This window comes from Bacillus sp. ME78, assembly GCF_903970865.1.
Taxonomy (GTDB): domain Bacteria; phylum Bacillota; class Bacilli; order Bacillales; family Bacillaceae_G; genus Bacillus_A; species Bacillus_A cereus.
The window spans coordinates 175,669-201,384 of the sequence record NZ_CAJCKK010000006.1 but is presented as its reverse complement, the minus strand read 5'-3'; the positions used below and the strand labels follow the sequence as shown (position 1 = coordinate 201,384).

Genomic DNA, 25,716 nt, shown 5'->3' with positions numbered 1-25,716 from the left:
ACAGCTCCTTTTATGCTAAAGGAGCTGTTTCTGTTATATGTTGAAGTTGATATAAATTGTAATAAAATCCTTTTTTTCGCATTAACTCTTCATGAGAACCAGTCTCTTTAATCTCACCGTCTTCAATGTAAATAATCGTATCAACATGCGTAATCGTCGCTAATCGATGTGCGATTATAATCGTCGTCCTGTCAGCAGCTAACGTCTGAAGCGCCTCTTGAATATACCTTTCATTTTCTAAATCCAATGCCGAAGTTGCTTCATCCAATATAAGTACCGAAGGATTCTTTAGAAACACTCGTGCAATTGCCACACGTTGTCTTTGCCCGCCCGATAGCTTTACACCACGTTCTCCAACGACAGTATTATAACCATCTGGTAAGTCTATAATAAAATCATGAATTTGCGCAGCTTTGGCAGCTGCAATCACTTCTTGCTCTGTAGCTTTCGGATTTCCATATAATATATTAGCTCCAATTGTATCGCTAAACAATAAATTATCTTGCAGTACAATTCCAATATTACTACGTAAATTTCTCATATTATACTTTCTTACATCTATCCCATCTACATAAACCGCTCCCTCAGAAACATCATAGAAACGCGGGATCAAACTAGCAAGAGATGACTTTCCTCCCCCACTCGCTCCTACAAGCGCTACTTTCTCTCCAGGCTGCATAGTTAATGACAAGTTGTGTAATATCTCTTTTTCATCTGCATTATAACGAAAAGAAACATTATCAAATACAATTTCTCCATTTAATTTTTTCGTTTGTACCGCATTTGGCACATTAACAATATCGTATTTTTCATCTAACAGTTCAAACACACGGTCCATCGATGCAAAAGATTGTGTTAATGTTGTAGATGAATTAACAAGGCGGCGAAGCGGACTATATAAACTATCCATATATCCAACAAAAGCTACCATCGTCCCTAGCGTTAACTGCCCTTGAATTACTTCATATGCTGCAAAACCAATCACAAGTAACGGACCTAAGTCTGTTAACGTATTTACTGCCGAGAATGTTCTCGCCGTCCAACTTGTATGGGTTAATGCTTTCGTTAAAAATTCATTATTTCTTTTTTCAAACTGCTTCCCCTCATACTCTTCTAACGCAAAGCTACGTGTCACTTGCATTCCTTGAATACGTTCATGCAAATACCCTTGCATCGTCGCTAACGCTTGTGAACGCTCTTTCGTCAATTTCCGAAGACGTCCGAAAAAATATTTCACTGCAATTACATAAATAGGTAAAATCAATAACGCAACAAATGTTAATTTTATATTCATAGAAAACATAACAATGATGGCAATAGCAATTGTTGCAGTATCTAACCAGACGTTCATCAAACCAGTAATTACAAAATCCTTCGTTTGTTCTACATCATGGATGACACGCGAAATAATCTCTCCTGTTTTTGTATTGGAGTAATAACGTAAACTTAACTTTTGTAAGTGACCAAAAATATACTTCCGCAAATCATACAGTATTGTATTTGCGATACGCTGCGCGAAATATTGACGATAATATTCAATCGGTGGTCTTAATACCGCAAAAATAAAAAAAGCAATTCCAATCGCTGTTATTAATTGAGATGTTTTATCTTGAAGTGAACCTCCTCCTTGAATTACATCATCGATAATATACTTTAATAACCACGGCATAATAAGTGGGATACCAAACTTAACTAGTCCAATAATAATTGTAATAGCGATAAGCCATCGATATGGTTTAACAAATTGTAAATATCTTTTTATGCCCTGCACATAATCCCCCCTCTAATAGGACAAACCTGCCGGGAAGCCCCCTGCAGGTTTGTTTTAATTTCTGTACATTAAATATCGTTCATACCACATATCTACGAAGTCTGGTGCGAACGGACCTTTTCTTTGATGAATCCACTGTGTTAAATGTGCTACATTTCGTTTTAAAATTGTATCGATAACAGGTGGATACTGCATAATTTGACTATGTTTTTCATACTCATCTTCATCTAGAAGCGTATATGTCATATCTGGATACACTTTAATATCTAAATCATAATCAATATACTTTAATGCTTCAGAATCATACGCAAAAGGGGAGCTTAAATTACAATAATAATATACGCCCTCTTCCCTAAGCATCCCAATCACATTAAACCAATAGTTGGCATGAAAATAACAAATTGCTGGTTCACGCGTAATCCATGTTCGGCCATCCGATTCTGTAACTACTGTACGATCATTCGCTCCGATCACAAGACTCTGTGTCCCTTTTAAAATTGTTGTTTCTTCCCACATTCTATGAATGGAGCCATTATGTTTATAACTATGTATTTGTACTTTTTCTCCTTCTTTGGGAAATCCCATATATGCTCCCTTCTTTCAACTGCAAATGCCCTTTGAACGGCATTCACTTTTCTTCTATTATAACTTTTTTGTCAAAATTTTAAAACTAAAGGGATAAGACTCTATTTTCCACACTGAATATGCAGGAGGTTTATCGTTGAATACAATAATACCCAATCTTCTCAGAACACAAGGATTGTACTGTATTATTTATAAACGAGGACATGTAATAGAAAAAGCCCCTCTCTATTTGAAGGACTTTTCACCTGAAGGCAATAATATATCTTATCCTAAATTTGAAATCATTTTTTCAGTTGTAAAAGATTGGATTACACTATTCGTTTGTTCTTCAAATTTCTCATGTAACATCTTCAACGCTACTTCTGTTCTATATATTTCCTGACGGATAAAATGCAGTTCTTTTTTATCGCACGTATCTTTTTCATTCATTTCAATTTGTTGATACTTCTCTAAGTGTGATTGCAATTTTAACAGCTCATCCATCGTTTCCAATTGTTCTCCCACCAACTTATCAAAATCGTTCATTACTTACCCCCTTTTGGATTTCTTCATCAGTTATTATTCCTAATTACATATTTCTAATCTTTAACTTCCTTCTCCTTTGACAACATTTGTTGACTTATTAGAAGTTATGTCGTTCACTTTCTTTTCATTACAATGACCCGCACACAAAGAAAACACTTCTCTCGAATTGGAGAAGTGTTTTTCTTTCATTACTCGTTTGAACTAGAAGATTGTGATTGTTTTGCAGCTGACTTAGCATTTTGTTTTTTCACAGCATGCACGTCTGTTTCAGTTGCAAATTCTGTACCATAACTAGCGTTTGCACTTTGTGCACCAGAAGCTTGTGCTTTCTTTGCTTCTGATTGTGCGTTTGCTTGTTTTACTGCTTGTACATTTGTTTCAGTTGCAAACTCTGTACCATAACTAGCATTTGTACTTTGAATGCTAGCACCAGAAGTTGCCTTGTTATAACCTTGTTGTTTTTTACTCATCTTTCTCACCTCCACAATCAATAATGTAACCAATTCAACTAGAAGCTATCCGTAATTTTCTTTTAAAAAAATTCCGCATATATCTCTTGTTACTCATTCAAACTATAGAAAATGGAGGTGGAAATATGTATATAGGACGCGATATGACTGAACTAACGATGCTTTCAAAAAACGAATGGAAAGAAGATGAATTAGCTTATTTTCATCATTCATTACAACAGATTTTGCCCTATTTAAATGCGGAAGGGCAAAGTATTTATAAAGAAATTGTAATAGAGATCGAATCAAGGGGCGGCTTACAAGAAGGTGATGCCAGTTGGACTCATGGGACAAAAATTTCTTACGATTAAAAAAGTGTTCCCAATTTAGGGAACACTTTTTTGTTTATTGCATTGTAATTTTCTCAACACAACTCTCATAAATCGTACGATGCGATTTAGAGAAAGGTAACTGCTCAAATGCTTCTTTCGATACAAGTTTCAATGTATCTGTTTCAACAATATCACCGGTTACTTTTCCGTAAAATACAAATATATCCCAAGTACGATGAGTAAATGTATGTTGTACATTCATTGCGTACTCATCAATAGAAATCGAAAGCTCAAACTTTTCTTTCATATAATCTATAAGCTGTTCTTTCTGACTTCGAATCCCTTCGCCAAGTTCAATATTCGGAAACTCCCACATATTAGCTAATAATCCGCTACTTGGACGTTTATTAATAACGTAACGACCATCTTCAGTTTGAAGTACTCCTGCAACAAGCGGTACCATTGTAGGAGCTTTCGCTTTACTTTTTACTGGTAGTTCTTTTTGAACACCTTCAGCATATCCTCTGCAATGCTCACGTACAGGACAAAGTAAGCAAGATGGATTTTTTGGAATGCAAATCAATGCACCTAACTCCATCAAACCTTGATTAAAATAAGATGGATTTTCTTTCGAAATAATTTCACGCACAATCTCTTCAAAAACTTTTCGAGTCTTTGGTTTTGCAATATCATCCCATACTGATAAAATGCGAGATAATACACGCATAACATTTCCATCAACTGCCGGCTCTGGTATACCATATGCGATACTTAAAATAGCGCCTTTTGTATATGGTCCGACACCTTTTAACTTTTCAATTTTCTTTACATCACTCGGTACAACCCCGCCGTATACTTCTTTTACCTCTTTTACTGCCGCATGTAAATTACGTGCTCTAGAATAATATCCTAAACCTTCCCATGCTTTTAATACTTCTTCATCATCTGCGTTCGCTAACGCTTCAAGTGTAGGAAACTTCCCCATAAAATTTGCGTAATATGGTTTTACAGCTTCTACTCTTGTTTGCTGTAACATAATTTCCGAAACCCAAACGCGGTATGGATCTTTATTTTTTCTCCATGGTAAGTCGCGCTGTTCTTCTTCAAACCAACCAATTAAATCATTTTGAAACTGCTCTATATTAAAATTTTTTAGTATTTCAAGTGTCAAACTTGATCCCCCTCATTTTTTTGCATATAAGTACTATTATAAAGATTTTAGGAAAAAATTTAAGTAAGATGACATAGGAAATTGAAGGCAAAGGACTTGAGGTATCGAATAAAAAGAGTTACATTAATAAAAAACGGAGGTGGATTTCTATGGACACAGCCACTCACCTTGTTATGGGTATCACTTTAGGTAGCTTAGCAACATTAGATCCAGCCATAGCACAAAGTGATATTGGCCCACAAGCTGTTATGCTTGCTACAATTGCTGGTTCCAACATTCCTGACATTGACACAGTTTTAAAATTGCGTAATAACGCTAAATATATAAGAAATCATCGCGGAGTTACTCATTCCATTCCCGCGGTAATTCTTTGGTCATTCCTTATAAGTGGCATCTCTTTCGCCTTCTTTTCAGACGCTCCATATCTTCATCTACTACTTTGGTCATTTATTGCAGTCTTCCTTCACGTCTTTGTAGATATTTTCAACGCCTATGGTACACAAGCATTACGGCCTTTCACAAAAAAATGGGTCGCACTCGGCGTGATTAATACATTCGATACCGTAATTTTCTTTATCCATATACTTGCAATTGCTTGCATGCTCGTCGGTTCTCATAAAGGATACACTGCCTTAGCAGCATATATATTAATGATTGTTTACTATATCGGACGAATTATGATGCACAGAAATATAAGAAGCGTTGTACACAAACGTTTCAAAAATGTCGAAAAGATTATCATTTCTCCTTCTTACCGATTTTATCATTATCATTTAGCAGTCGTTACAGCTGATTATTACTACGTTGCGAGATGGCACCGTGGTAACATCATGATATATGACAAGTTCGATCGGGTACCGTTCCCAGACAATGATATTATGCGAGCAGCTAAACAAGATGAAAACATCTCAGCCTTCCTATCTTTCTCTCCTGTATATCGCTGGGATATTTTTGATCATGATCATTATTACGAAGTACGATTCATTGATTTACGGTATCGAAGTAAAGATTATTATCCATTTGTCGCGATTGTTCAGCTCGACCATAATTTAAATATTATTAGTTCCTATACAGGATGGATTTTTAGTGAAGAAAAACTTCGAAAAAAACTGGAATTACTTCCACATTAAAAAAAGCGACTCAAGTCGCTTTTTTTAATGTTTCAAATGATCTTCTTGATTAATTAAATGACTATACTTCGGATTGTTTGTACGCATTTCATGAAGGCGTACACCATGATTATTAATCCATGATCGTACCACTTGCTCAGTCATTTCCTCACCTTGATAACGCCCTGATTTTGCATAAGTTGTTTGAAAATCTTCCCAAAGTAATTCAACCCATGCACGAGCTTGTCCGTAAGAAAGCTTGTCATTCTTGTCTAATAATTCTTTCGTTAATGCTTCATAAATATCATTCATGTTCTAATCTCCTTTTACCTATTTATCCCTTCATTTCTAAAGGATAGTTTCTTCTGTTTTGCACATTCTATAAGTGATACTTCTTAAAGAGGTATCAACTGATGAGGAGGAGGGCGTTCGCAATGGGTAAACAAGCCGAATTTTGGTCTGAGTCAAAAAACAACAGCAAAATCGACGGTCAGCCGAAAGCGAAATCACGCTTCGCTTCGAAGCGACCTAACGGCACAATTAACACGCACCCACAAGAACGTATGCGTGCTGCAAATCAGCAGGAAGAGTAGTACAAATTAAATTAACTTCCTACACGAGGTGATAAAGATGAGCTACCGTGATCGCTTAGATAGTCGTTCTGAATTATTTAACCATACGTGGACTCGTCCAAAACATGCGAAAGCGCAAGTTAACGGACAGACGCAACAAACCCAGTCTCTCATTATATTGGCAAATGAATGTAAAAAACGCCAATTTTAGAATCTCCTATCTCCTTTAACGCCTACCAAAGATGAAAACCAGAGAGATATGTGCTCTCTGGTTTTTATTTTTCTTGCAATAAGGAAATTGGTATGCCAATCTCTTCATTATCATTTTGCTTATATCCCCAAGCAAATACCCCATTGAAATACGTAATTTTAAATAATACACCAGGTTCTTCTACTAATTCATATATTTCACCAATACGGAACTTGTTTATATCCGTCATATAAGCACGAGCCATTGCCATTTTTCTCATTAATACATCAAATTCATTGACAATCCCAAGCTGCTCAGCTTTTACTGCTTGCTCCTTCAAAGCGCCAATTTCTTCCCTTAGCTCATGCGGTGTCATTTCACTGTAGCGTTTTGGCATATTCATCTTATTCTCCTCATTCCTCTTCGCGTTTCATTTGCAAAAATATCTCAATTTCATCAATAGAGAATCCTTTTCTATATAACGCTTGTTTCATCTTGTTTTCAAATGTCCATCCATCATGCTTCTTATATTTCTCATAATATTTATTCCCATGATAGTGTAACGCTTCTTGTTGCTTTTCGTCATCTCTTTCGTCTTTCAATTCTTCCAAACAAATTTGAATTACTTCTCTAGAATATCCTTTTCGAACAAGCATCTCATCTAACTTTAGCTTCATTTGTAAAAAAGAATGCTTTTGATAAGATTTTTTCTTCTTTTCTATGAGAAACAAGGCATTCTCAATTTGCTTTTCCTTCGGATATTCTTGTAAACTGTGCATAATAAGTAAATCTTGAACACCTTTATTTAACAACTCTCTTTTAATAACAGTTGGACCTTTTCGATTCACATTACTTTGCGTTCGCGTATATAAAACAGCGTACTCTTTATCATTAATATATCGGTCATGTAATAATTTCGAAACGACTTCAGAGATGATGGCTTGTCCCACTTCTTTTTTTCGTAAAAAATCTTCTATTTCTTGTTTTGTTCTCATTTGATAGGATAAATAGGAGATTGCTTGTAAATATGCTTTTTGTACCTCTTCATTGTACAAAATATTTCCTAACTCTATTTCATCAATTTCTAAGCCTTTTTGTAATCCATGTTTCATTAAGATTACTTGATCCACACTAAACCCGTACTCTTCACCTTGGCCTTTATCAATATAAATATTAAATCGTTCTTTCGATCGTTTTTGTACTTCTATTTTTGTAATGACAGCCATACTCTCACCTCTCTATTATTTTAACATAGTCGAGGAACATTTTTTCTTTTCAAGAATATATATAATGAGGAGGAAATACTTGTGAAAATCGCAATTTCTGGTGGTACAGGCTTTATCGGTAAATATCTTTCTACTTTTTTTGTTCAAAAAGGATATACTGTTTACATCCTCACACGAAAAAAAACTACTGAAACTTCCGACCCTAACCTTCAGTATGTTCAATGGACACCAGATTTACAAACCTTCCCCCTCTCTTCTATTGATGTAGTTATTAATCTAGCCGGAGAGTCTATTAATAGTAGATGGACAAAGAAACAAAAGAAAGCCATTTTAAACAGTAGAATTCAAACAACAAAAGGACTCATTAAACAATTGCAGGCACTCCATAAAAAACCACATACATTTATTAATGCAAGTGCTATTGGATACTACGGAACATCTGAAGTAGAGTCTTTTACTGAGCAACAAGAAACTCCCGGAAATGACTTTTTAGCAGAAACAGTATTTTTATGGGAACAAGAAGCAGCTAAAGCATGTTCTCTCGGAATAAGAACAATTTACACAAGATTTGGCGTTGTATTAGGTGCAGATGGCGGAGCCTTGCCAAAAATGTTACTTCCCTATCAATTCTATATCGGCGGCACCATTGGTTCTGGGAAACAATGGTTATCATGGATTCATATAGACGATGTCGTTCGTATGATGGATTTCATCATACACAAAAAAGAAATTGATGGTCCTCTTAATATGACAGCACCAACACCTATAAGAATGAAGGAATTTGGAAAGACCATCGCTGCTGCAACGAGAAAACCACATTGGCTGCCTGTCCCTTCATTTATGCTTCACGCCTTATTAGGTGAGATGAGCATACTTGTACTAGAAGGGCAACATGTATTACCTAGTAAAGCAATTAAACATGGATACCAATACACATTTCCGGCAATAGACCATGCATTACAAAATATACTTTCGCATACAATGTAGTACTTCTAAAACACAATTTTACATGGGCCCTTTTAAAACTTTCATTTTCTAGGATCCGAAGCATTACCATACAAATAACCTTTCAGTTACTTTCCCTCAACTTCCATTAGCATTATAAAGTAACAGAAATGAGGTACCTATGAAAATATTGCTCAAACAAGCCATTGTATACCCTATTACATCTCCAAAGTTTCAAGGCGATGTACTCGTTACAGGAGAGCGAATTACCGAGGTCAAACCTTTTATTCAACCTACTCAAGATATGACCGTTATAGATGCACGAGCACTCCATCTCTTACCTGGCTTTATTGATGTCCATACTCACCTTGGTCTCTATGATGAAGGTACTGGTTGGGCTGGAAATGATGCCAATGAAACATCTGAAGTTTCAACACCACATATTCGTTCTTTAGATGGAATCCATCCTCTCGATATCGCCTTTCAAGACGCTGTACAAAATGGAATTACAACCGTTCACGTTATGCCTGGCAGTCAAAATATTATCGGGGGTACTACTTGTGTAATAAAAACAGCTGGAACTTGTATTGATCATATGATTATTCAAGAACCTGCTGGTTTAAAGATTGCCTTTGGAGAAAACCCTAAAAAAGTCCATAGTAATGGAACAAAAGAATCCATAACACGTATGGGGATTATGGGGTTACTTCGGGAATCATTCTATGAAGCACAACACTACGGGCACGAAGCTGATTTTCGAATGCTTCCTATTTTAAAAGCATTACGTCGTGAAATACCCGTACGTATCCACGCTCACAGAGCAGATGATATTAGTTCTGCGCTACGCTTTGCAACGGAATTCAACCTCGATCTACGTATTGAACATTGTACAGAAGGACACTTTCTTGTTGAAGAGCTTTCGAAACACAATTTGAAGGTTTCAGTTGGTCCCACTCTGACACGCCGTTCTAAAATCGAACTAAAAAACAAGACATGGGATACTTACCATATATTATCCAAAAATGGTGTGGAAGTTTCTATAACAACCGATCATCCTTATACACCCATTCAATATTTAAATATTTGTGCCGCTGTCGCAGTAAGAGAAGGATTAGACGAGAAAACAGCACTAGAAGGAATCACCATATTCCCAGCGCGAAATTTGCGTTTAGAGGATAGAATTGGAAGCATCGAGGTTGGAAAAGACGCCGATCTCGTGTTATGGACTCATCATCCTTTCCATTATTTAGCCAAGCCTGTACTAACTATGATTGATGGAAAAATAATTTACAAAAAAAATAAAAAAAACTAGTTTATTTTTTTGACTAGATAAAGTATTATACGATTATAAACTGAATGAAACCATAATCAATTTGTGTCGTGATTATCATTTTCAAATTGATGAATGGGGAAGGCAAATGGTGCGCCACCAGCGTTAGAAACTGGTTCTAGTGGGTTCGATTCCCACCCCGAAATTTTTTAAAGATTGATATAAAAATTTCGAGGGTGGGGTGTTTTTTCGTCATGCTACCCTCGTGTGAGGAGGAGTTAGTATGTTGAAAAAACGCGACTTACACGACAGCCACGTTCTATACGAGTTAATGGTGGATCCAGCTGTCTTCCCTTTTGTGCGTCAAAAGGCTTATTCTTATGAAGAATATTTATTCTTAACGAAACAAACGATTGAAGCTGAAGAGCGTGGTGAATTAATTTCACGCACAATTTTAGATGAATGGGGTAACCCTATCGGAACAATTACTTTATTTGATGTGCAAGAAAAAGCTGGATTTCTCGGGACATGGCTTGGCAAACCATATCATGGAAAAGGCTATAATAAATTGGCAAAAGATTCATTTTTTAGTGAACTTTTCTATGAATTAGATATTGAAACAATTTTCATGCGTATTCGTAAAATAAATATTCGTTCTATTAAAGCTGCAGAAAAACTGCAATATGTGAATCTAGCAAATGAAACAAGAAAAGCCGTATATGATGAAATTAACGCAAACGAAGAAGTATATAACTTATATGAAATTCCAAAAGATCAATACACACTTGCTACAATGCGAGATACAACCTTCCAAGATGCTCATCAATTAAAAGAAGCATAATCTAAATTTTCTGAAATGATAATCAATCATTAACATTTTCCATATGCGTATATCCCCTCATGTCTTTGGAAACGATAAATAGTAACTTTAAGACACGAGGTGATTTGTAATGGATAAAAAGAAACGTGATAAAGCAAAAAACACATTATCTAGTACACAAGAAGTTCTCTATCAACGCGAATTTCAAAAAGCAGATCGTGCAGCAGGATATCGCTCGAAAAGCATTTAAAGTGAAAATGAATAATTAGAAGTTTCCCCCCTAATTATTCATTTTCATTACATAATTTTCTCGACTGATAGAAGTAAGTAAAAAGACCCCTTATGCTTATGCATAAGGGGTTTTTTTGCTGTGGACAACTTTATCCACAAAACTGATGCAATTGTTAGTAATTTTCAAAAACACTTAATATTTTTCTATATTAAAGCATATATCAGCTGTTTTAATTGTGGATATTTTTCTAAAAATTGTGGACAATGTGGATATAGTTGTTAATATTCCGACTTTACCGTTTAATGAAAGCGCTATTATTTTGTGGATAACTGGCTAAATTTTCTTTGAAAATAATAAAGAACCCTCTTTACATATACAAAGAGGGTTTCATATTAAGTAAAAGATTGTGCAAGAGCAGGTGATTTAATAGGTATATGACGCGGTTCTGCATGATTTTCTGCCAAAATTGCATCTACAATATGACCAGCTGGCTCTGGAAGATAGATGCTTTTCATTGCTTCTTTCATTTGAAGAAGCTTCACATCATCTTGTAATAATGCCTCTGTTTTTGCGAAAACCTCACTATCATCGCGAATGACAACTGCTGCTCCTTTTTTTTCAAAGTACATCGCATTTTCATTTTCTTGTCCTGGAACAGGCTTATATAAAATGACAGGTACTTGCAACGCTGCTGCTTCACTTAATGTTATTCCGCCTGGCTTCGTAATCATACAAGAAGTAACTCGGAATAATTCATCAATATTTTCAACATACCCAAACACTTTTAATGCATCGGAATTTTGCTTCTGTAAACTTAATAAATCATGTTTTAAAGCTTCATTTTTTCCACAAACGACAACTACTTGTAAATTAGGCACTGACATAAATGATTGGCATAGTTCTTTTACATTTCCTAATACCCCATGAGCACCTGCTACAATTAGTAAAATCTTTTTATTCTTACATAACTGATATTTATTATATATGATGTCTGAATTTACCTTTAACTCAAAACTACTCCGAATTGGAATTCCTGTTTCAACAATTTGTTCCGCAGGTACACCGATATCAACCATCAATTCTTTCACGTAATCCGTTGCAACAAAATAACGATCTACTTCTCGATGAATCCATATTTTGTGCACGCAAAAATCCGTTAATACGTTATAGACAGGAATTGAAATCCCCGTTTGTTTTTTCAATTCTGGTACAGCAATAATTGGAAATGTATTAATCACAATATCAGGTTTCTCCACCTGTAACAGTGTTTTCAAACGTTTTCTTCCAAAGTTCGCATACCAAGATGCTATTTTCTTATCATAAATTTTTTCTACCCCGTAATAAAACAAACGATATAATTCTTTTCCTATTGTATAACTTTTTAAATATAGATATTTTGTAATGTCAGTTATAAATGGATGTGATTCTCCAAACAAGTCGCATACAATAACATCTTCAATTCCTTTTTGGCGAAATGTTTGTTCTAATGTTTTTGCTACTTGCACATGACCATTACCGTAATGTGCAGTTAATATTAAAACCTTGGGGTTTTTTATCAAACAAATCCACTCCTAGCTTTTTGTTTCTCCATATTGCATATACGACAATAGGAAAAACATTTTCCTTAAAAATTACATAAACAGATTCTAATAATTCCCTTTTCAGCTATGTACCTGTCGTGGATATGCAAAGCATATAAGATTGACCCCTTAATCCTATCTGTGCTCATATCTTTACATTATACTTTCCTATAAGAGCTTTCGCAATAACTTACAAATCTTCTCTATTCCATGATACTCACTCTTTTACTTCTTAATTCTTTTTACTATTTTGATTTCCCTTTACAATTATGTAAATTTATCCACTTAATCCGTACAAAATTATGGATATTCTACTTTCAGTATACTCTTTTATCAATATATACTCTAGATTTTATTGTAAAGAAAGCAAAAAGCCTAATCCAATATTTGGATTAGACCGCTTGTAAAATATGTTTAGCATGTTCTACATTTTTCTCAGTAGGTGGTTCTACATTTGCGAGTGGGTACTTGTGTCCAAGCGCCTCCCATTTATATACACCAAGCTTATGATATGGTAACACTTCAACTTTTTGAACATTAGACAGACTTTGAATAAAGCTAGATAGTTTTTGTAGATCCTCTTCATTATCCGTAACACCAGGAACTAATACGTGTCGTACCCAAATCGCTTTATTCTTATCCGATAAATAACGAGCAAATTGTAAAATATGTTCATTTGGTTTCCCTGTTAATTTACGATGCTTTTTGGAATCGATATGTTTCAAATCCAATAAAACTAAATCTGTATAATCCATTAAAATATCTAGCTTATTTTGGAATTCTGGTTCCTCAGAATAACACCCACCAGAAGAGTCGATTGTTGTATGGATACCAGCCTCTTTACACTTTTTAAACAACTCAATTAAAAAGTCTAGCTGTAATAATGGCTCTCCACCGCTAACTGTTATACCGCCTCCGGAGGCTTCAATAAATGGAAGGTAACATGTCACATCCTGCATCACTTCTTCAACTGTTATTTCTTTACCTTTACCGATTTCCCACGTATCAGCATTATGACAATATTGACAACGTAATAAACAACCTTGTGTAAATATGACATAACGAATCCCTGGGCCATCAACAGTACCACAAGACTCTACAGAATGTATTCTTCCTTTTACCATGTTACTTCCTCCTTTATTGAAACAGCCTCCCTTCGCTATGTATTAAAAGCGAAGGGACACTTTTTTCATTTACATGCTTTCATGCATTGTACGGTTAATTACATCAATTTGTTGTTCACGAGTTAATTTAATAAAGTTTACAGCGTAACCAGATACGCGAATTGTTAATTGTGGATATTTCTCAGGATGTTCCATTGCATCCATTAATGTTTCACGATTAAATACGTTAATATTTAAGTGATGGCCTTCTTTTACTGCATAGCCATCAAGCATAGATACTAAGTTACGTACTTGTACATCATCTTCTTTACCAAGTGCTTTTGGAATAATAGAGAATGTATTAGAAATACCATCTTGTGCATCTTCATATGGTAATTTAGCTACAGATAATAATGAAGCTAATGCACCTTTTGTATCACGTCCATGCATTGGATTTGCACCTGGTGCAAATGGTTCTCCAGTACGGCGTCCATCTGGAGTGTTACCAGTTTTCTTACCGTATACAACGTTAGATGTAATAGTTAAAATTGACATTGTATGAACGGAATTACGATATGTTTTATGTTTACGCAGTTTATTCATAAATGTTTTCACGAGATTTACAGCGATCTCATCTACACGATCATCATTGTTACCGTATTTTGGGAAGTCTCCTTCAATCTCGAAGTCAACTGCAATACCATTTTCATCACGGATTGGTTTTACTTGTGCGTATTTAATTGCACTTAATGAGTCTGCTACTACAGATAGACCCGCGATACCTGTTGCCATTGTACGAAGAACATTTGTATCATGAAGTGCCATTTCAATACGTTCATAGCTATATTTATCATGCATGTAATGGATAACATTTAATGTGTTTAAATATAGACCCGCTAACCATTCCATTGTCATATCAAACTTATGCATAACTTCTTCGTAATTTAGTACTTCAGAAGTAATTGGTGCGTACTCAGGACCAACTTGTGCTTTTGATTTTTCATCTTTACCACCGTTAATCGCATATAATAATGCTTTCGCTAAGTTTGCACGAGCTCCGAAGAACTGCATTTGCTTACCGATTCTCATTGCAGATACACAACAAGCAATTCCGTAATCATCGCCGTAATCAGCACGCATAATATCATCATTTTCATATTGAATTGCTGATGTTTTGATGGACATTTTCGCACAGTAGTTTTTAAAGTTCTCTGGTAATTGTTTAGACCAAAGAACTGTTAAATTCGGTTCTGGAGCTGGTCCTAAATTATCTAATGTATGCAAGAAACGGAATGAGTTCTTTGTTACTAATGGACGACCATCTAATGCCATACCACCGATAGATTCAGTTACCCAAGTTGGGTCACCAGAGAATAATTCATTATAATCAGGTGTTCTTGCGAATTTCACAAGACGTAATTTCATAATGAAGTGATCTACAATTTCTTGTACTTCTTCTTCTGCTAAAGTACCATTTGCTAAATCTCTTTCAATATAAATATCTAAGAATGTAGAAGTACGTCCAAGACTCATTGCAGCTCCGTTTTGCTCTTTAATCGCTGCAAGATATGCGAAGTATAACCACTGAAATGCTTCTTGTGCATTTGTTGCTGGTTTAGAAATATCGAAACCATGAGAAGCAGCCATTTGTTTTAGTTCTTGAAGTGCACGCATTTGCTCAGATAACTCTTCGCGTAAACGCATTGTATCTTCGCTCATTACACCACCAGTTAAATTCAAATCAGCTTTTTTCGCTTCAATTAAATGATCAATACCATATAATGCTACGCGTCGATAGTCACCGATAATGCGTCCACGACCGTATGCATCTGGAAGACCAGTAATAACACCTGATTTACGTGCATTTCTCATTTCTGGTGTATAAGCATCAAATACACCTTGGTTATGAGTCTTTCTCCAATCTCTAAAAATACGACTAAGTTCTTTGTCCATTTCGTATCCATAAGATTCACAAGCTTGTTCTGCCATACGAATACCACCATATGGTTGTAAAGAACGTTTAAATGGTTTATCAGTTTGGAAACCGACTACTTTTTCAATATCTTTATTTAAGTATCCTGGGTCATGTGATGTAATAGAAGAAACAATTTTTGTATCCATATCAAGAACGCCACCGTTTTCACGTTCTTTTGTTGTTAAATCCATTACTTGATCCCAAAGTTGTTTCGTTGCTTCAGTTGCTTCTGCTAAGAAAGATTCGTCTCCTTCGAAAACGTTTACATTATTTAAAATGAAATCGCGAACATCAATCTCTGCTTTCCATTTTTCACCTTTAAAGTTTTCCCATGCGTTTTTAACATTTTCTAATACTTGAGTCATCCTAATCTCCTCCATTTTTGATTAGTACAGGACTAAGATTTTTTATATAACAGCTTACACACTTAGAATACTACTTTTTTACGAAAGTGAACGAAATAGTTGTGACATGTTTGTGAAATGTTGAGCAAACTACTATATATATAGTGTTAACTTCATTTAAAAGTCTTTAAAATTAACCCTTTCCTTAATTGTATTTTTTTGGTATCCTTATATACGAGTCCTATTTTGTAATATAAGAACAATACCCATTGTAGAGCTGTAATACTCTTATCTCCTAATCTGTTATAGTTTTTATAACAGAACAAAAAAGTGTACACATGTTGTACACTTTTTTTGTTACTTCTATAAAACATCTCTTTTTCTATTGCCATCATAGAATCCGCCACGATTGTCTGTTGATGCAATTATTTGCTCTAGTCCTTCTATATGATCACCTATAATTCGAAGTACAGCTGGAGGATGACCTATTTTTGCAAAATGTTCACTGGGACGAATACGGTTCATCTTATCAACCTCAACACGACATACACATGCAATTTCAAATCCAGAAAGAAGAGCCTTCACCTGTGCTACACAAGGTGACAATAAAGATTTATATCCAATTGCTTTCAAACACTTGTGGCTAAATGCATTAGGTACCGCAATAAGTGAGCCTACCCCTAAATCCTTTCTATCACAAGCTAAATTTAGTGCATACTTAAATGCAGTTACAAGATGAAGTGGTACTCTTAAATCTAAATAATGATTTAAATCATTTAATGCGACGTCCTTTCCATCTGCAATAGCTTTTGCAAAAGGATATAGTTCACTAGCTGGAATAACAAAATCACCATCTATAAATAACACAATTTCTCCTTTTGCAAAATAAGTTCCAAGTGAACGCCCTACATCGTTTCCAAGGGCTTCTTTATATACAATGGTTGTTGCGCCTTTGTCTTTTGCAATCGTTGCTGTTTTATCTGACGAACCATTTACGACAACGATGATTTCAAAAGGTTCAATTTTACGAAGCTCTTCTATAACCTTTCCAATTGTTTTCTCTTCATTTTGTACAGGAATAACAACCGATAGTTGCTTTTCTCTATACAAATTGGATGTAACGCCCCATCCTTGATAAAAATCTTCGAAATTTAAAGTATGATAGACGCTATCCCTTTTCCTATTTCCATCATAATATCCCCCGCGTATATCACTGCTTACTATTCGTTCTGCAACTGCTTCTATATGATCACCTATCATTCGTCTTTCAGATTGAGAAAGGTTCGTGCCATATGCAGCATGTTCAATCGGTCGAAATTTATTCGGCGTAATAACATCAATAGCACAATGACGGTTAATTCTCCATTTACTTTGTGCTATACGTAAATGAGCTACAATAGGATTAACTAAACATTCATATCCAATACTTTGGACGACTTCTTTCGTCAACGCATGAGGTACAGATAATAAAGAATCTATCTTTAATTCTTCACGCTCTAACATTGCATTTAATATTTGACGCCACACTGTAACGGAATGGGGTTTTTGTTTCTTTAAAAACAATGCGTCCAAATTATTTAAAACGATGTCAGTCTGATCATGTAAAATTGGATTAAGAAACAATTGTAATTTGGAAGTTGGAATAGCAAAGTCCCCATCTATAAATAGTAATACATCACCTATCGCATGTTTTGCGCCAACTGCACGCCCAACATCGTTTCCTAATAGTTCTGTATACCTGATTACTTTACAACCTAGCTGATCAGCAACCTCTTCTGTACCATCATTACAACCATTTGCTATGACAATAATCTCTACTGGATTTAACGGTTTTACCGATTGAATAACGTCTGAAATCGTATCTACTTCATTACTTGCAGGAATAATAACTGATAGCGACTTAGCCATTGTTTTCTTCACGAAACCATTTAATAGTTTCTTTCAATCCTTGTTCCCACGTTACTGTCGCTTGAAATTGAACAAGTTCTCTTAACTTTGTTACGTTCGGCCTTCTATTCGGAATTTCTTCAAAGCCATGTGGATATACTTCCTCAAAAGGAACTTGTACAATTTTCGAAGAAGATTTCGTTAGTTTTTTTATTGTTTCTGCTACTTCTTTTATACTCTGTTCGTTCTCAGAACCTATATTAATAATCTCACCATTTACCTTCTCATCCATTGCCCGAATTGTTGCTTCTACCGCATCACTCACATACGTAAAGCAACGTGTCTGCTTTCCATCTCCATATACGAGAATGTCTTCTCCTTGCAAAGCTGCACGGATAAATCGCGGGATTACTCCTGCATATGGACCATCTTTCGCTCTTGGACCATAAATATTAAAATAACGAACAATCGTTACAGGTAAGCCTTCTAATGCGTATCCTAAACATAATGTTTCTTCTAACGTTTTACAAACTGCATAACTCCAACGAATTTTAGAAGTTGCCCCGTACAATCGATCTCCTTCTTCAGAGAAAGGCGGTTTGCCTTTACCATATACTTCTGAAGTAGATGCAAAAACTACTTTCTTCTTTCCTTTTAATGCTGCTTGTAAAATGTTTCTCGTTCCGTCAAAATTCGTTTCAATGAGCTCTATACTTTTTTCCATTGTCGTTTTAACACCTAAAATTGCTGCTAAATGAAACACTACATCATGTTGGTTTACTAATTCATACATAGAATTTTTATCTAAAACACTTATTGGAATAACCCGAATCTCTCTCATTAGCTCATTATGATACTTATTTTTCCCTTTATAGAAGTTATCCACAATCGTGACTTCATAACCCCTTCTCACCAACTCTTCAGCTAAATGAGATCCAATAAATCCGGCCCCACCTGTAATTAAACATTTCTTACTCATACACTCACCTTCTTTATAATTCCCCGTGTATCTATTACTCGGTCTATTCCTTTAAAAAGCTTCCAATCGATATTAGAGTGGTCAGTTAAAATTAAAACACAACCTGCCTCTTTAACTGTTTGTTCATCCAAAGCAACAGATTGATACACCTTATCTCCAATTTCCGCGGAAGAAATATATGAATCATGGTATTTTATCTCGTATCCTTCTTTTATTAGTAATTGAATAATTGGCAAAGCCGGTGATTCTCTCAAATCATTTACATCTTTCTTATATGCGATTCCTACAATTAAAACTAGTCCGGGTGATTGCACCATGCCCTTTACTTTCCGGACTATTTTCTCTGGCATTTCTTCATTAATTACATGTGCCGCCTCAATTAATTGACTAATTGCCCCATTCTTTTTTATTCGCCATTGAAAATATAAGGGGTCTACGGGAATACAGTGCCCCCCTATCCCTGGTCCTGGCCAATACGGAGTAAATCCAAAAGGTTTTGTAGATGCCGCTTCAATGGCCTCATAAAAATCAATCCCTAAACTTTCACATAATGTGTTTAACTCATTTACTAAAGAGATGTTAACTAAGCGCTGAATATTTTCAAATAGCTTACACATCTCTGCTACTTTCGGCGAACTAACAGGTACAACTACGTCAAAAATGGTACTATATAAATCCTGTACTTTTTGTTTACACTTTTCTGTTTGTCCACTAATAACTTTTGGAATAGATTGAACTGAATATTGACTATTTGCTGGATCAATTCTCTCAGGGGAATATCCGATATAGAAATCTTCTCCTACCTTTTGGCCAGCTTGAGAAATAATAGGAATAATAACTTCCTCAAGTGTGCCTGGATATGTGGAACTTTCAAAAATGAAGGTTTGTCCTTTTTGGAGATTTTGTTGTATATAATGCGAAGCTGAAATGAGGGCACTTAAATCTGGTTCTCTTCGTTCATTAATTGGAGTTGGAACAGTAACAATAACATAATCACTATTTTGGAAATCAGTAATACCTTTATCTGGTGTATTTACTATTAATTTATTTTTAGTCAATAAACTTTGCAACACTTTAGAAGAAACATCTGGAATATAACTTTCTCCTTTTATAATCGATTCTATTTTTCTAGTATCTTTATCTAATCCAAGTACGGTATGTCCTCTTTCTGCAAAATGGACTGCTAAAGGAAGACCAACATACCCTAATCCAATAATAGCTACTTTACTACTAGCATTCATCTGTATTCTTTTCTTCCTTTCTCAATTGTTGAATAGTGTCTCTATCGCGATCTCCATCTGTAAAACTCCCACGTTCGTCTGTATATTGCAATAGATAAGCAATCGCCTCAAGTTGATCACCGAAAATACGGTCAAATGCCGGAATACGCCCATTTACAAATCCATGTTGCTCCGGGCGTATCCGATTGGTTTTTATAACATCTACAAATTCTACTGCTGTAATAGAAAAAAGCTCCAAAATAGCTTTCATTTGAGCTAATGGCGGAATAACAAGCGAGTTATATCCTATTTTCTCTATTACCCTTTTATGCATAGCATGTGGTACTGCCGTTAATGAGTTATTCCATAAATCCGGTCTTTTCGCTACTAAATTCATAAAATATTTCCCCATACTAATTGGATCTGCAGGATGAAACATATCTAATAAGCATTGTAAATCATTTAAAACCACGTCACTTCCATCTTCAACAGCTTGCAAAAATGGAGTGAGTTTTTTTGCTGGAATAACAAAATCACCATCAACGAATAAACAAATATCGGCTGTGGCATGCATAGCTCCTATTGCTCGAGCTACATTATGTCCGAGTGCTTCCTCGAATTCAATAACGATAACATTCTCTAACTTTGCCTGTTTAACAGTCTCAAAATCTGCTCCATTCGCGACAACAATAATTTCATCTACCCCTGCTTTTTTCACTTCTTGTATAACAGATCTTATCGTCATTTTTTCTTCTGACACTGGTATAATCGCACTATATTTCGCTTTTTCCTTCTTTAATACAACTGGTTTATAGTTCCCTATAAACTCCCTATCCCTGTTTCCCTCCGAAAAACCGCCGCGTTTACCATATGTTTCGATTACATATTGCAAAGCACGTAAATGATCACCCATAATACGGCTAGTCGCTTTCGGATAAGGAGAACCAGGTGATGTTCCTGTATGCACAGGACGAACCTTATTTGTGTGAATTACATCGACCGAAGCCGTATCAACAATATCTACTCCTCTAGACATCGCTATCGCTTGAAATAGTGCTGGATCTGCTAAATTCCACCACCCAAGTTTCTCGATAACTTCCCTGCTCATCGCATGTGGAATTGCGATTAAAGATCCAACAACAAGCTCTTTTTTATTCAAATAGCGATTCAACATGAACTTTCCAACTGTCGTATAATGTGGTCTCATCTTTAAATAAACCGACCATGTTAAATTATTCACAACAATTTGATGCCCTTGTCGAATTCCTTTCACGAAACGTTGTAACTCTTTACTACCAATAACAATATCACCATCTAAAAACAAAACAATTTCACCTTTTGCTTCTCTAGCCCCAATAGCCCGTCCAACATCATTGCCAAGAGAATGTTTATAATAAATCACGTGACAATGATGTTGTAACGCTATGTCTTTCGTTCCATCTGTGGAGCCATTATCTACTACAATAATTTCATAAGGCTTGAGCTTCTCCACTTCTACTAAAACTTGTGATAAAGTACTCGCTTCATTGTGCGCTGGAATAACAACTGATACTCTCATACTTGTATCACACTTACCCTTCCAAGCGAACATAAGCAATAATAGGAGTACGCACGATTACATCTTCCGGTGGTCCATAAGAAGGAGAAGTACGAACACTTACTGCCCCATCCGTCACAGATAACAGAATGCCTGCAACAATTTCTACAGCTGTAACAACTTGCACTAACTCACCAACATGGTTACGTAATTCATCAGTAAATAACATATATAGCTCTCCTTTCTTACACTTCTTTAATTGATATAATACTTGTAAATGGTAATAAAATTTCAGTTCCTATACCTTCTTGCAATGTTAAGAAATCATCACCGACTGCTACAATAACGCCTGTTAATTGTCCAACTGTCACCGTAATTTCAACGTTTTTACCTAAATACTGCTTTGCAATTTCTTTAAAAGGTGATGTATTGCATTCTTTTAAAATGTTACAAATAATAGATTGAAATTGGCTTGACTTTATAAATTCTTCCGTAGCTTGCTTAGAGTTTCTTTGAATAAACCTTGCAAAGTTTTGCGAAAATAAAAGTCGTTCCACAGCAGGCAATAATTTATCATCTAAAAAATAGCTTAATTGTCTATTAAACAATCTTGATAATTTATGCCAATATTTTCTGAACAGACACATACACTTCTCCTCCTATTATTTTTAGATTATAAAATTTTACATCCATACATCTTAATGTATACAAAATAGATATTTTTGTGATAGGTAAGGCATACATTTTCAAAAGAAATATTTGTTTCAGGGCAAAAAAAAACTATCCAAAAGGATAGTTTTTTACACTTCAATATTTCGCAACATCGTATAAATGTCATTATTCACTTTACCAAATGATTTAATGTTATTTTGAATGTTAGATAATAAAACAACATACACACTACCATTTTTACTAAATCCATTTAAACAATTCCAACCTGGCATTACACCGTGATTCGAATAGCTTCCTGGGTCTACGTACCAGCCAAATCCGTAATCCTTTTTCACGGCTGTAAACATTTGATCGTAACTCGCTTTTGAAATTAACTTTCCAGAGTATAACGCTTCATTAAATAAATATAAATCATGTGCACTCGTATATATATCACCACAACCATATAGTTGTGACATGCTCGGAATATTAGGTGTTGTCATATTATTATTTACTATTTTATAACCCGTTGATGGGAATCTTGTTTGTTCTATCGCTGTGCCAAAACCAGAATGTTTCATACCAGCAGTAGCAAAAATATGTTGTTTAATATATTCTTCAAGCGACTGTCCACTTACCTTCTCGGCAATGTATGCAAGTATAGAGTAGTTCGAATCGGAATACTTCCACTTCTCTCCTGGACCACCAATACGCTTTTGATTTCCTATTCGCTTTATCAGTTCTTCATGAGAAATATCTTCTTTTCCTTGCTCATATTCGGGAATCCCTGATGTATGTGTTAATAGATGTTTTAGCTGAATACTATTACCTTGTGGAAAATCTGGAATATACTTCGCAACAGTATCTTCTACTTGTAATTTATTTTGATCTTTCAATTGCATAATAGCAGTTGCTACAAACGCCTTTGAAATAGAACCAATATAAAAAGTTGTCTCTGAATTATTCGGTACTTGCTGCTCTTTATTTGCCATACCGTACCCTTTATTCAGAAGAACTTTTCCGTTCTTCACAATAACAGCTGTCCCGCTAAATCCTGCGTTTTGTAAATACTGGTCCAATTGAGCGTTTTCATTAATTTCTTGAGGTGGTCCTTCAGCAGGCTGTTCCGCAGCTTGCGCTTGCTTCACTTGTTCTTCCTGCTCTTTTTGTTTTTGCTTCTGTACGTCTTGTTTCTTTTTTTCTTCTTTCTTTTTTAGCTCTTCTTGTTTCTTCATTTCTGCTGCCGCTTTTAAAGTTTCTTCTTTCTTATTATACGCAACAATTTTTATATACATGAAATATACAAGTGATAATAGTAAGACGAGAATGATTGTTCTTTTTATGTATACAATCGGCCGATGTGCTTTCCCATTCGTATTATTTTTTTCCTGATCCATAATTGCTTTTTTCCCCTTACTCACCAATAATTTAATTCCTCTACTAAAGATTCGTTTTAGTAGATTATGGATAATCCATTCTATATCATCCCTACTTTATCACGCACTGCACATATTACCAACCTATATGTACAAAAAAGAAAAAGAAAATTTACAAAAGTAAGATTCCCGTTAAATTATTAACAAAAAAAGAGGATATCCTCTAAAAAATTGATGTTATCAATCTTTTGGGACATCCCCTTATTCATTATTTATACGTGTTTTTTCATATCATCGGCAACAGATTCAACATTTGTACCTACGATAACTTGTACACTTGTATTACTTAATTTCATAACACCTTTTGCACCAGCACGTTTTAATGCTGCTTCATTTACTTGACCAGCATCTTTTACTTGTAAGCGTAGACGTGTTGCACAGTTATCAATAACTGTTAAGTTTTCTTTTCCGCCTAAAGCTGCTACGTAAGTTTCACCAATTGAACCTGCAACTGGTGCATCACCATCTTCAACTAACTCATCGTCATCTTCACGACCAGGAGTTTTTAAATCGAACTTCTTAATTAAGAAGTAGAATATTATGAAATAAATTGCTGCGTAAATTAAACCGATACCTGCTAGTAAGACTGGTTTTGTTGCAATACCAAAGTTTAAAGCGTAATCGATTGCACCGGCACTAAATGAGAAACCATCATGAATGCCAAGTGATGTTGTAATGAATAAAGAAAGACCTGTTAGTACAGCATGAATACCATATAATACTGGTGATAAGAACATGAATGAGAATTCAATAGGCTCTGTAATACCAGTTAAGAATGAAGTTAATGCTAGACCAGCTAACATACCAGTAACTGCTTTACGCTTTTCTGGTTTAGCAGCTGCAATCATTGCGAAACATGCTGCTGGTAAACCGAACATCATAACTGGGAAGAAACCAGTCATAAACATACCTGCTGTTTTGTCACCTGCAAGGAAACGAGCAATATCACCATTAACAACATTACCTGCTGCATTTGTAAAGTCCCCAAATACAAACCAGAAGTATGTGTTCATTACGTGGTGTAAACCAATTGGGATTAATAAACGGTTTAATAAACCAAATAATCCTGAACCAATTGCACCTAAATTAACAATTCCATGAGCTAATGCATCAATACCATTTTGAATTGTTGGCCAAATTTGTGCAAATAGAATTCCTAATATCAACATCACAACTGATGTAACAATTGGAACGAAACGTTTTCCAGCAAAGAAACCTAACCATTCTGGAAGTTTAATCTTATGGAACTTATTATAAAGAAGTCCGGCTATAACACCAACAATAATACCACCTAAGACTTTCATATCTACTTTAGTCGATAATTCAGCAGCCTTAGATACTTGTGTCATTGTATCCGCAAGCTTAGATGGATCTACATTTGCGCTATTACCTATTAAATCTTGAACTTTACCTAATTTACCTTGTAATTCAGCAGTTGAATACCCTTTGCTAAGTGCATCAATACTATTTTTCATAACAAGATAACCAATTGCACCTGCAAGACCTGCTGCACCACTACCATCCACTGAAAGACCGATTGCAATACCAATTGCAAAAATAAGTGCTAAGTTATCAAAAACTGCTGCGCCGGCCTGTGCCATAACAGGAATATCAAATACATCTGGTTGCCCTAAACGAAGCAATAATCCTGCTGCTGGTAGTACTGCGATCGGAAGCATTAAAGCTTTACCAATACGTTGTAAAAACTGCAACATTTTAATTCCCCCTAATCTAATTTATGAAATCGTTATCATTATAAGTACGCTTTAGAAAACGCTTTCTATTACATAACCATAATAACATATAG

General features: G+C 35.3%; 28 protein-coding genes. 8 read left to right on the top strand and 20 right to left on the bottom strand.

Annotated features, from left to right (window positions below):
- Window positions 1-10: 10 nt before the first annotated feature.
- The 4 genes from H6481_RS10510 to H6481_RS10495 all read right to left on the bottom strand — a co-directional run bounded on the left by H6481_RS10510 (window position 11) and on the right by H6481_RS10495 (window position 3,351).
- Window positions 11-1,771 carry an ABC transporter ATP-binding protein gene (locus H6481_RS10510; RefSeq protein WP_001161604.1) on the bottom strand — a complete coding sequence of 587 codons (1,761 nt, stop codon included), beginning with the start codon at window positions 1,769-1,771 and terminating at the stop codon, window positions 11-13.
- Window positions 1,772-1,825: 54 nt separating this feature from the next.
- Window positions 1,826-2,356 carry a DUF402 domain-containing protein gene (locus H6481_RS10505; RefSeq protein WP_000506627.1) on the bottom strand — a complete coding sequence of 177 codons (531 nt, stop codon included), beginning with the start codon at window positions 2,354-2,356 and terminating at the stop codon, window positions 1,826-1,828.
- 264 nt (window positions 2,357-2,620) lie between these two features.
- Window positions 2,621-2,881: a YgaB family protein gene (locus H6481_RS10500; RefSeq protein WP_000997586.1), complete on the bottom strand. Its 261-nt coding sequence runs from the start codon at window positions 2,879-2,881 to the stop codon at window positions 2,621-2,623.
- 188 nt (window positions 2,882-3,069) lie between these two features.
- Entirely contained in the window at window positions 3,070-3,351 is a 282-nt protein-coding gene (locus H6481_RS10495; RefSeq protein ID WP_000039034.1) for a gamma-type small acid-soluble spore protein, read from the bottom strand.
- 125 nt (window positions 3,352-3,476) lie between these two features.
- On the opposite strand from H6481_RS10495, the gene H6481_RS10490 reads away from it, so the two are divergent.
- Window positions 3,477-3,701 carry a hypothetical protein gene (locus H6481_RS10490; RefSeq protein WP_000275439.1) on the top strand — a complete coding sequence of 75 codons (225 nt, stop codon included), beginning with the start codon at window positions 3,477-3,479 and terminating at the stop codon, window positions 3,699-3,701.
- Between the two features lie 34 nt (window positions 3,702-3,735).
- Here H6481_RS10490 and mutY read toward each other — a convergent pair whose 3' ends face one another.
- Window positions 3,736-4,833, bottom strand: coding sequence for an A/G-specific adenine glycosylase (mutY, locus tag H6481_RS10485; RefSeq protein ID WP_000171383.1), 1,098 nt, complete (start codon window positions 4,831-4,833; stop codon window positions 3,736-3,738).
- A 149-nt stretch (window positions 4,834-4,982) separates the two neighbouring features.
- Here mutY and H6481_RS10480 point away from each other — a divergent pair, with 149 nt between their 5' ends.
- Complete coding sequence (locus H6481_RS10480; protein WP_000379115.1) at window positions 4,983-5,963, top strand: metal-dependent hydrolase; 981 nt, start codon at window positions 4,983-4,985, stop codon at window positions 5,961-5,963.
- Between the two features lie 24 nt (window positions 5,964-5,987).
- Here H6481_RS10480 and H6481_RS10475 read toward each other — a convergent pair whose 3' ends face one another.
- Window positions 5,988-6,254, bottom strand: coding sequence for a YfhJ family protein (locus H6481_RS10475; protein ID WP_000998159.1), 267 nt, complete (start codon window positions 6,252-6,254; stop codon window positions 5,988-5,990).
- Window positions 6,255-6,376: 122 nt separating this feature from the next.
- On the opposite strand from H6481_RS10475, the gene H6481_RS10470 reads away from it, so the two are divergent.
- Together H6481_RS10470 and H6481_RS10465 are read left to right on the top strand one after the other, a co-directional pair.
- Window positions 6,377-6,535, top strand: coding sequence for a small, acid-soluble spore protein K (locus tag H6481_RS10470; RefSeq protein WP_000517891.1), 159 nt, complete (start codon window positions 6,377-6,379; stop codon window positions 6,533-6,535).
- A 37-nt stretch (window positions 6,536-6,572) separates the two neighbouring features.
- Window positions 6,573-6,725 (top strand): YpzG family protein, encoded by a 153-nt coding sequence (locus tag H6481_RS10465; RefSeq protein WP_000122093.1) that lies wholly within the window; start codon window positions 6,573-6,575, stop codon window positions 6,723-6,725.
- 64 nt (window positions 6,726-6,789) lie between these two features.
- Here the strand turns inward: H6481_RS10465 and H6481_RS10460 are convergent, their stop codons facing one another.
- Together H6481_RS10460 and recX are read right to left on the bottom strand one after the other, a co-directional pair.
- On the bottom strand, window positions 6,790-7,107 hold the full coding sequence (locus H6481_RS10460; RefSeq protein ID WP_001057023.1) for a YfhH family protein: 318 nt from the start codon (window positions 7,105-7,107) through the stop codon (window positions 6,790-6,792).
- Between the two features lie 10 nt (window positions 7,108-7,117).
- Window positions 7,118-7,930 (bottom strand): recombination regulator RecX, encoded by an 813-nt coding sequence (recX, locus tag H6481_RS10455; RefSeq protein ID WP_000268513.1) that lies wholly within the window; start codon window positions 7,928-7,930, stop codon window positions 7,118-7,120.
- 81 nt (window positions 7,931-8,011) lie between these two features.
- On the opposite strand from recX, the gene H6481_RS10450 reads away from it, so the two are divergent.
- The 4 genes from H6481_RS10450 (at window position 8,012) to H6481_RS10435 (ending at window position 11,215) form a co-directional block, all read left to right on the top strand.
- The gene (locus H6481_RS10450) at window positions 8,012-8,917 is read left to right on the top strand and encodes a TIGR01777 family oxidoreductase (RefSeq protein ID WP_053565321.1); all 906 of its coding nucleotides are present in this window, start codon (window positions 8,012-8,014) and stop codon (window positions 8,915-8,917) included.
- 139 nt (window positions 8,918-9,056) lie between these two features.
- Complete coding sequence (locus tag H6481_RS10445; protein ID WP_000698297.1) at window positions 9,057-10,187, top strand: amidohydrolase; 1,131 nt, start codon at window positions 9,057-9,059, stop codon at window positions 10,185-10,187.
- Window positions 10,188-10,428: 241 nt separating this feature from the next.
- On the top strand, window positions 10,429-10,986 hold the full coding sequence (locus H6481_RS10440) for a GNAT family N-acetyltransferase (protein WP_000914737.1): 558 nt from the start codon (window positions 10,429-10,431) through the stop codon (window positions 10,984-10,986).
- Between the two features lie 109 nt (window positions 10,987-11,095).
- A complete protein-coding gene (locus H6481_RS10435; protein WP_000358482.1) occupies window positions 11,096-11,215 on the top strand; it encodes a YfhE family protein in 120 nt (39 codons plus the stop codon).
- A gap of 374 nt (window positions 11,216-11,589) precedes the next feature.
- Here the strand turns inward: H6481_RS10435 and H6481_RS10430 are convergent, their stop codons facing one another.
- From H6481_RS10430 to nagE, 12 genes are all read right to left on the bottom strand, one after another.
- Window positions 11,590-12,756 (bottom strand): diglucosyl diacylglycerol synthase, encoded by a 1,167-nt coding sequence (locus H6481_RS10430; RefSeq protein WP_053565322.1) that lies wholly within the window; start codon window positions 12,754-12,756, stop codon window positions 11,590-11,592.
- 413 nt (window positions 12,757-13,169) lie between these two features.
- A complete protein-coding gene (gene pflA, locus H6481_RS10425) occupies window positions 13,170-13,901 on the bottom strand; it encodes a pyruvate formate-lyase-activating protein (protein WP_000238463.1) in 732 nt (243 codons plus the stop codon).
- Window positions 13,902-13,970: 69 nt separating this feature from the next.
- Window positions 13,971-16,220, bottom strand: coding sequence for a formate C-acetyltransferase (gene pflB / locus H6481_RS10420; protein WP_097987444.1), 2,250 nt, complete (start codon window positions 16,218-16,220; stop codon window positions 13,971-13,973).
- A 152-nt stretch (window positions 16,221-16,372) separates the two neighbouring features.
- Window positions 16,373-16,594: a hypothetical protein gene (locus H6481_RS10415; protein WP_002094217.1), complete on the bottom strand. Its 222-nt coding sequence runs from the start codon at window positions 16,592-16,594 to the stop codon at window positions 16,373-16,375.
- Window positions 16,563-18,107 carry a glycosyltransferase gene (locus tag H6481_RS10410; RefSeq protein ID WP_139213322.1) on the bottom strand — a complete coding sequence of 515 codons (1,545 nt, stop codon included), beginning with the start codon at window positions 18,105-18,107 and terminating at the stop codon, window positions 16,563-16,565. The genes H6481_RS10415 and H6481_RS10410 overlap by 32 nt, the downstream gene beginning before the upstream one ends.
- On the bottom strand, window positions 18,100-19,065 hold the full coding sequence (locus H6481_RS10405; protein ID WP_000037050.1) for an NAD-dependent epimerase/dehydratase family protein: 966 nt from the start codon (window positions 19,063-19,065) through the stop codon (window positions 18,100-18,102). The genes H6481_RS10410 and H6481_RS10405 overlap by 8 nt, the downstream gene beginning before the upstream one ends.
- Window positions 19,062-20,306, bottom strand: coding sequence for a nucleotide sugar dehydrogenase (locus tag H6481_RS10400; protein WP_000994261.1), 1,245 nt, complete (start codon window positions 20,304-20,306; stop codon window positions 19,062-19,064). The genes H6481_RS10405 and H6481_RS10400 overlap by 4 nt, the downstream gene beginning before the upstream one ends.
- A complete protein-coding gene (locus tag H6481_RS10395; RefSeq protein ID WP_259347365.1) occupies window positions 20,296-21,843 on the bottom strand; it encodes a glycosyltransferase family 2 protein in 1,548 nt (515 codons plus the stop codon). The genes H6481_RS10400 and H6481_RS10395 overlap by 11 nt, the downstream gene beginning before the upstream one ends.
- Before the next feature lie 13 nt (window positions 21,844-21,856).
- Entirely contained in the window at window positions 21,857-22,051 is a 195-nt protein-coding gene (locus H6481_RS10390; RefSeq protein ID WP_000899471.1) for a hypothetical protein, read from the bottom strand.
- A 16-nt stretch (window positions 22,052-22,067) separates the two neighbouring features.
- Entirely contained in the window at window positions 22,068-22,469 is a 402-nt protein-coding gene (locus H6481_RS10385) for a DUF2642 domain-containing protein (RefSeq protein WP_078994466.1), read from the bottom strand.
- A 153-nt stretch (window positions 22,470-22,622) separates the two neighbouring features.
- Window positions 22,623-23,870: a serine hydrolase domain-containing protein gene (locus H6481_RS10380; RefSeq protein WP_182811634.1), complete on the bottom strand. Its 1,248-nt coding sequence runs from the start codon at window positions 23,868-23,870 to the stop codon at window positions 22,623-22,625.
- A 251-nt stretch (window positions 23,871-24,121) separates the two neighbouring features.
- A complete protein-coding gene (nagE, locus tag H6481_RS10375; RefSeq protein WP_065481913.1) occupies window positions 24,122-25,624 on the bottom strand; it encodes an N-acetylglucosamine-specific PTS transporter subunit IIBC in 1,503 nt (500 codons plus the stop codon).
- Window positions 25,625-25,716: the final 92 nt, after the last annotated feature.

Bases quoted from the DNA above. Each gene is read 5' to 3' on its own strand.
- H6481_RS10505 (WP_000506627.1), bottom strand. From the start codon at position 2,356: ATGGGATTTCCCAAAGAAGGAGAAAAAGTACAAATACATAGTTATAAA.
- H6481_RS10500 (WP_000997586.1), bottom strand. From the start codon at position 2,881: ATGAACGATTTTGATAAGTTGGTGGGAGAACAATTGGAAACGATGGAT.
- H6481_RS10495 (WP_000039034.1), bottom strand. From the start codon at position 3,351: ATGAGTAAAAAACAACAAGGTTATAACAAGGCAACTTCTGGTGCTAGC.
- H6481_RS10490 (WP_000275439.1), top strand. From the start codon at position 3,477: ATGTATATAGGACGCGATATGACTGAACTAACGATGCTTTCAAAAAAC.
- H6481_RS10480 (WP_000379115.1), top strand. From the start codon at position 4,983: ATGGACACAGCCACTCACCTTGTTATGGGTATCACTTTAGGTAGCTTA.
- H6481_RS10475 (WP_000998159.1), bottom strand. From the start codon at position 6,254: ATGAATGATATTTATGAAGCATTAACGAAAGAATTATTAGACAAGAAT.
- H6481_RS10470 (WP_000517891.1), top strand. From the start codon at position 6,377: ATGGGTAAACAAGCCGAATTTTGGTCTGAGTCAAAAAACAACAGCAAA.
- H6481_RS10465 (WP_000122093.1), top strand. From the start codon at position 6,573: ATGAGCTACCGTGATCGCTTAGATAGTCGTTCTGAATTATTTAACCAT.
- H6481_RS10460 (WP_001057023.1), bottom strand. From the start codon at position 7,107: ATGAATATGCCAAAACGCTACAGTGAAATGACACCGCATGAGCTAAGG.
- recX (WP_000268513.1), bottom strand. From the start codon at position 7,930: ATGGCTGTCATTACAAAAATAGAAGTACAAAAACGATCGAAAGAACGA.
- H6481_RS10445 (WP_000698297.1), top strand. From the start codon at position 9,057: ATGAAAATATTGCTCAAACAAGCCATTGTATACCCTATTACATCTCCA.
- H6481_RS10440 (WP_000914737.1), top strand. From the start codon at position 10,429: ATGTTGAAAAAACGCGACTTACACGACAGCCACGTTCTATACGAGTTA.
- H6481_RS10435 (WP_000358482.1), top strand. From the start codon at position 11,096: ATGGATAAAAAGAAACGTGATAAAGCAAAAAACACATTATCTAGTACA.
- pflA (WP_000238463.1), bottom strand. From the start codon at position 13,901: ATGGTAAAAGGAAGAATACATTCTGTAGAGTCTTGTGGTACTGTTGAT.
- pflB (WP_097987444.1), bottom strand. From the start codon at position 16,220: ATGACTCAAGTATTAGAAAATGTTAAAAACGCATGGGAAAACTTTAAA.
- H6481_RS10415 (WP_002094217.1), bottom strand. From the start codon at position 16,594: ATGATGGCAATAGAAAAAGAGATGTTTTATAGAAGTAACAAAAAAAGT.
- H6481_RS10410 (WP_139213322.1), bottom strand. From the start codon at position 18,107: ATGGCTAAGTCGCTATCAGTTATTATTCCTGCAAGTAATGAAGTAGAT.
- H6481_RS10405 (WP_000037050.1), bottom strand. From the start codon at position 19,065: ATGAGTAAGAAATGTTTAATTACAGGTGGGGCCGGATTTATTGGATCT.
- H6481_RS10400 (WP_000994261.1), bottom strand. From the start codon at position 20,306: ATGAATGCTAGTAGTAAAGTAGCTATTATTGGATTAGGGTATGTTGGT.
- H6481_RS10395 (WP_259347365.1), bottom strand. From the start codon at position 21,843: ATGAGAGTATCAGTTGTTATTCCAGCGCACAATGAAGCGAGTACTTTA.
- H6481_RS10390 (WP_000899471.1), bottom strand. From the start codon at position 22,051: ATGTTATTTACTGATGAATTACGTAACCATGTTGGTGAGTTAGTGCAA.
- H6481_RS10385 (WP_078994466.1), bottom strand. From the start codon at position 22,469: ATGTGTCTGTTCAGAAAATATTGGCATAAATTATCAAGATTGTTTAAT.
- H6481_RS10380 (WP_182811634.1), bottom strand. From the start codon at position 23,870: ATGGATCAGGAAAAAAATAATACGAATGGGAAAGCACATCGGCCGATT.
- nagE (WP_065481913.1), bottom strand. From the start codon at position 25,624: ATGTTGCAGTTTTTACAACGTATTGGTAAAGCTTTAATGCTTCCGATC.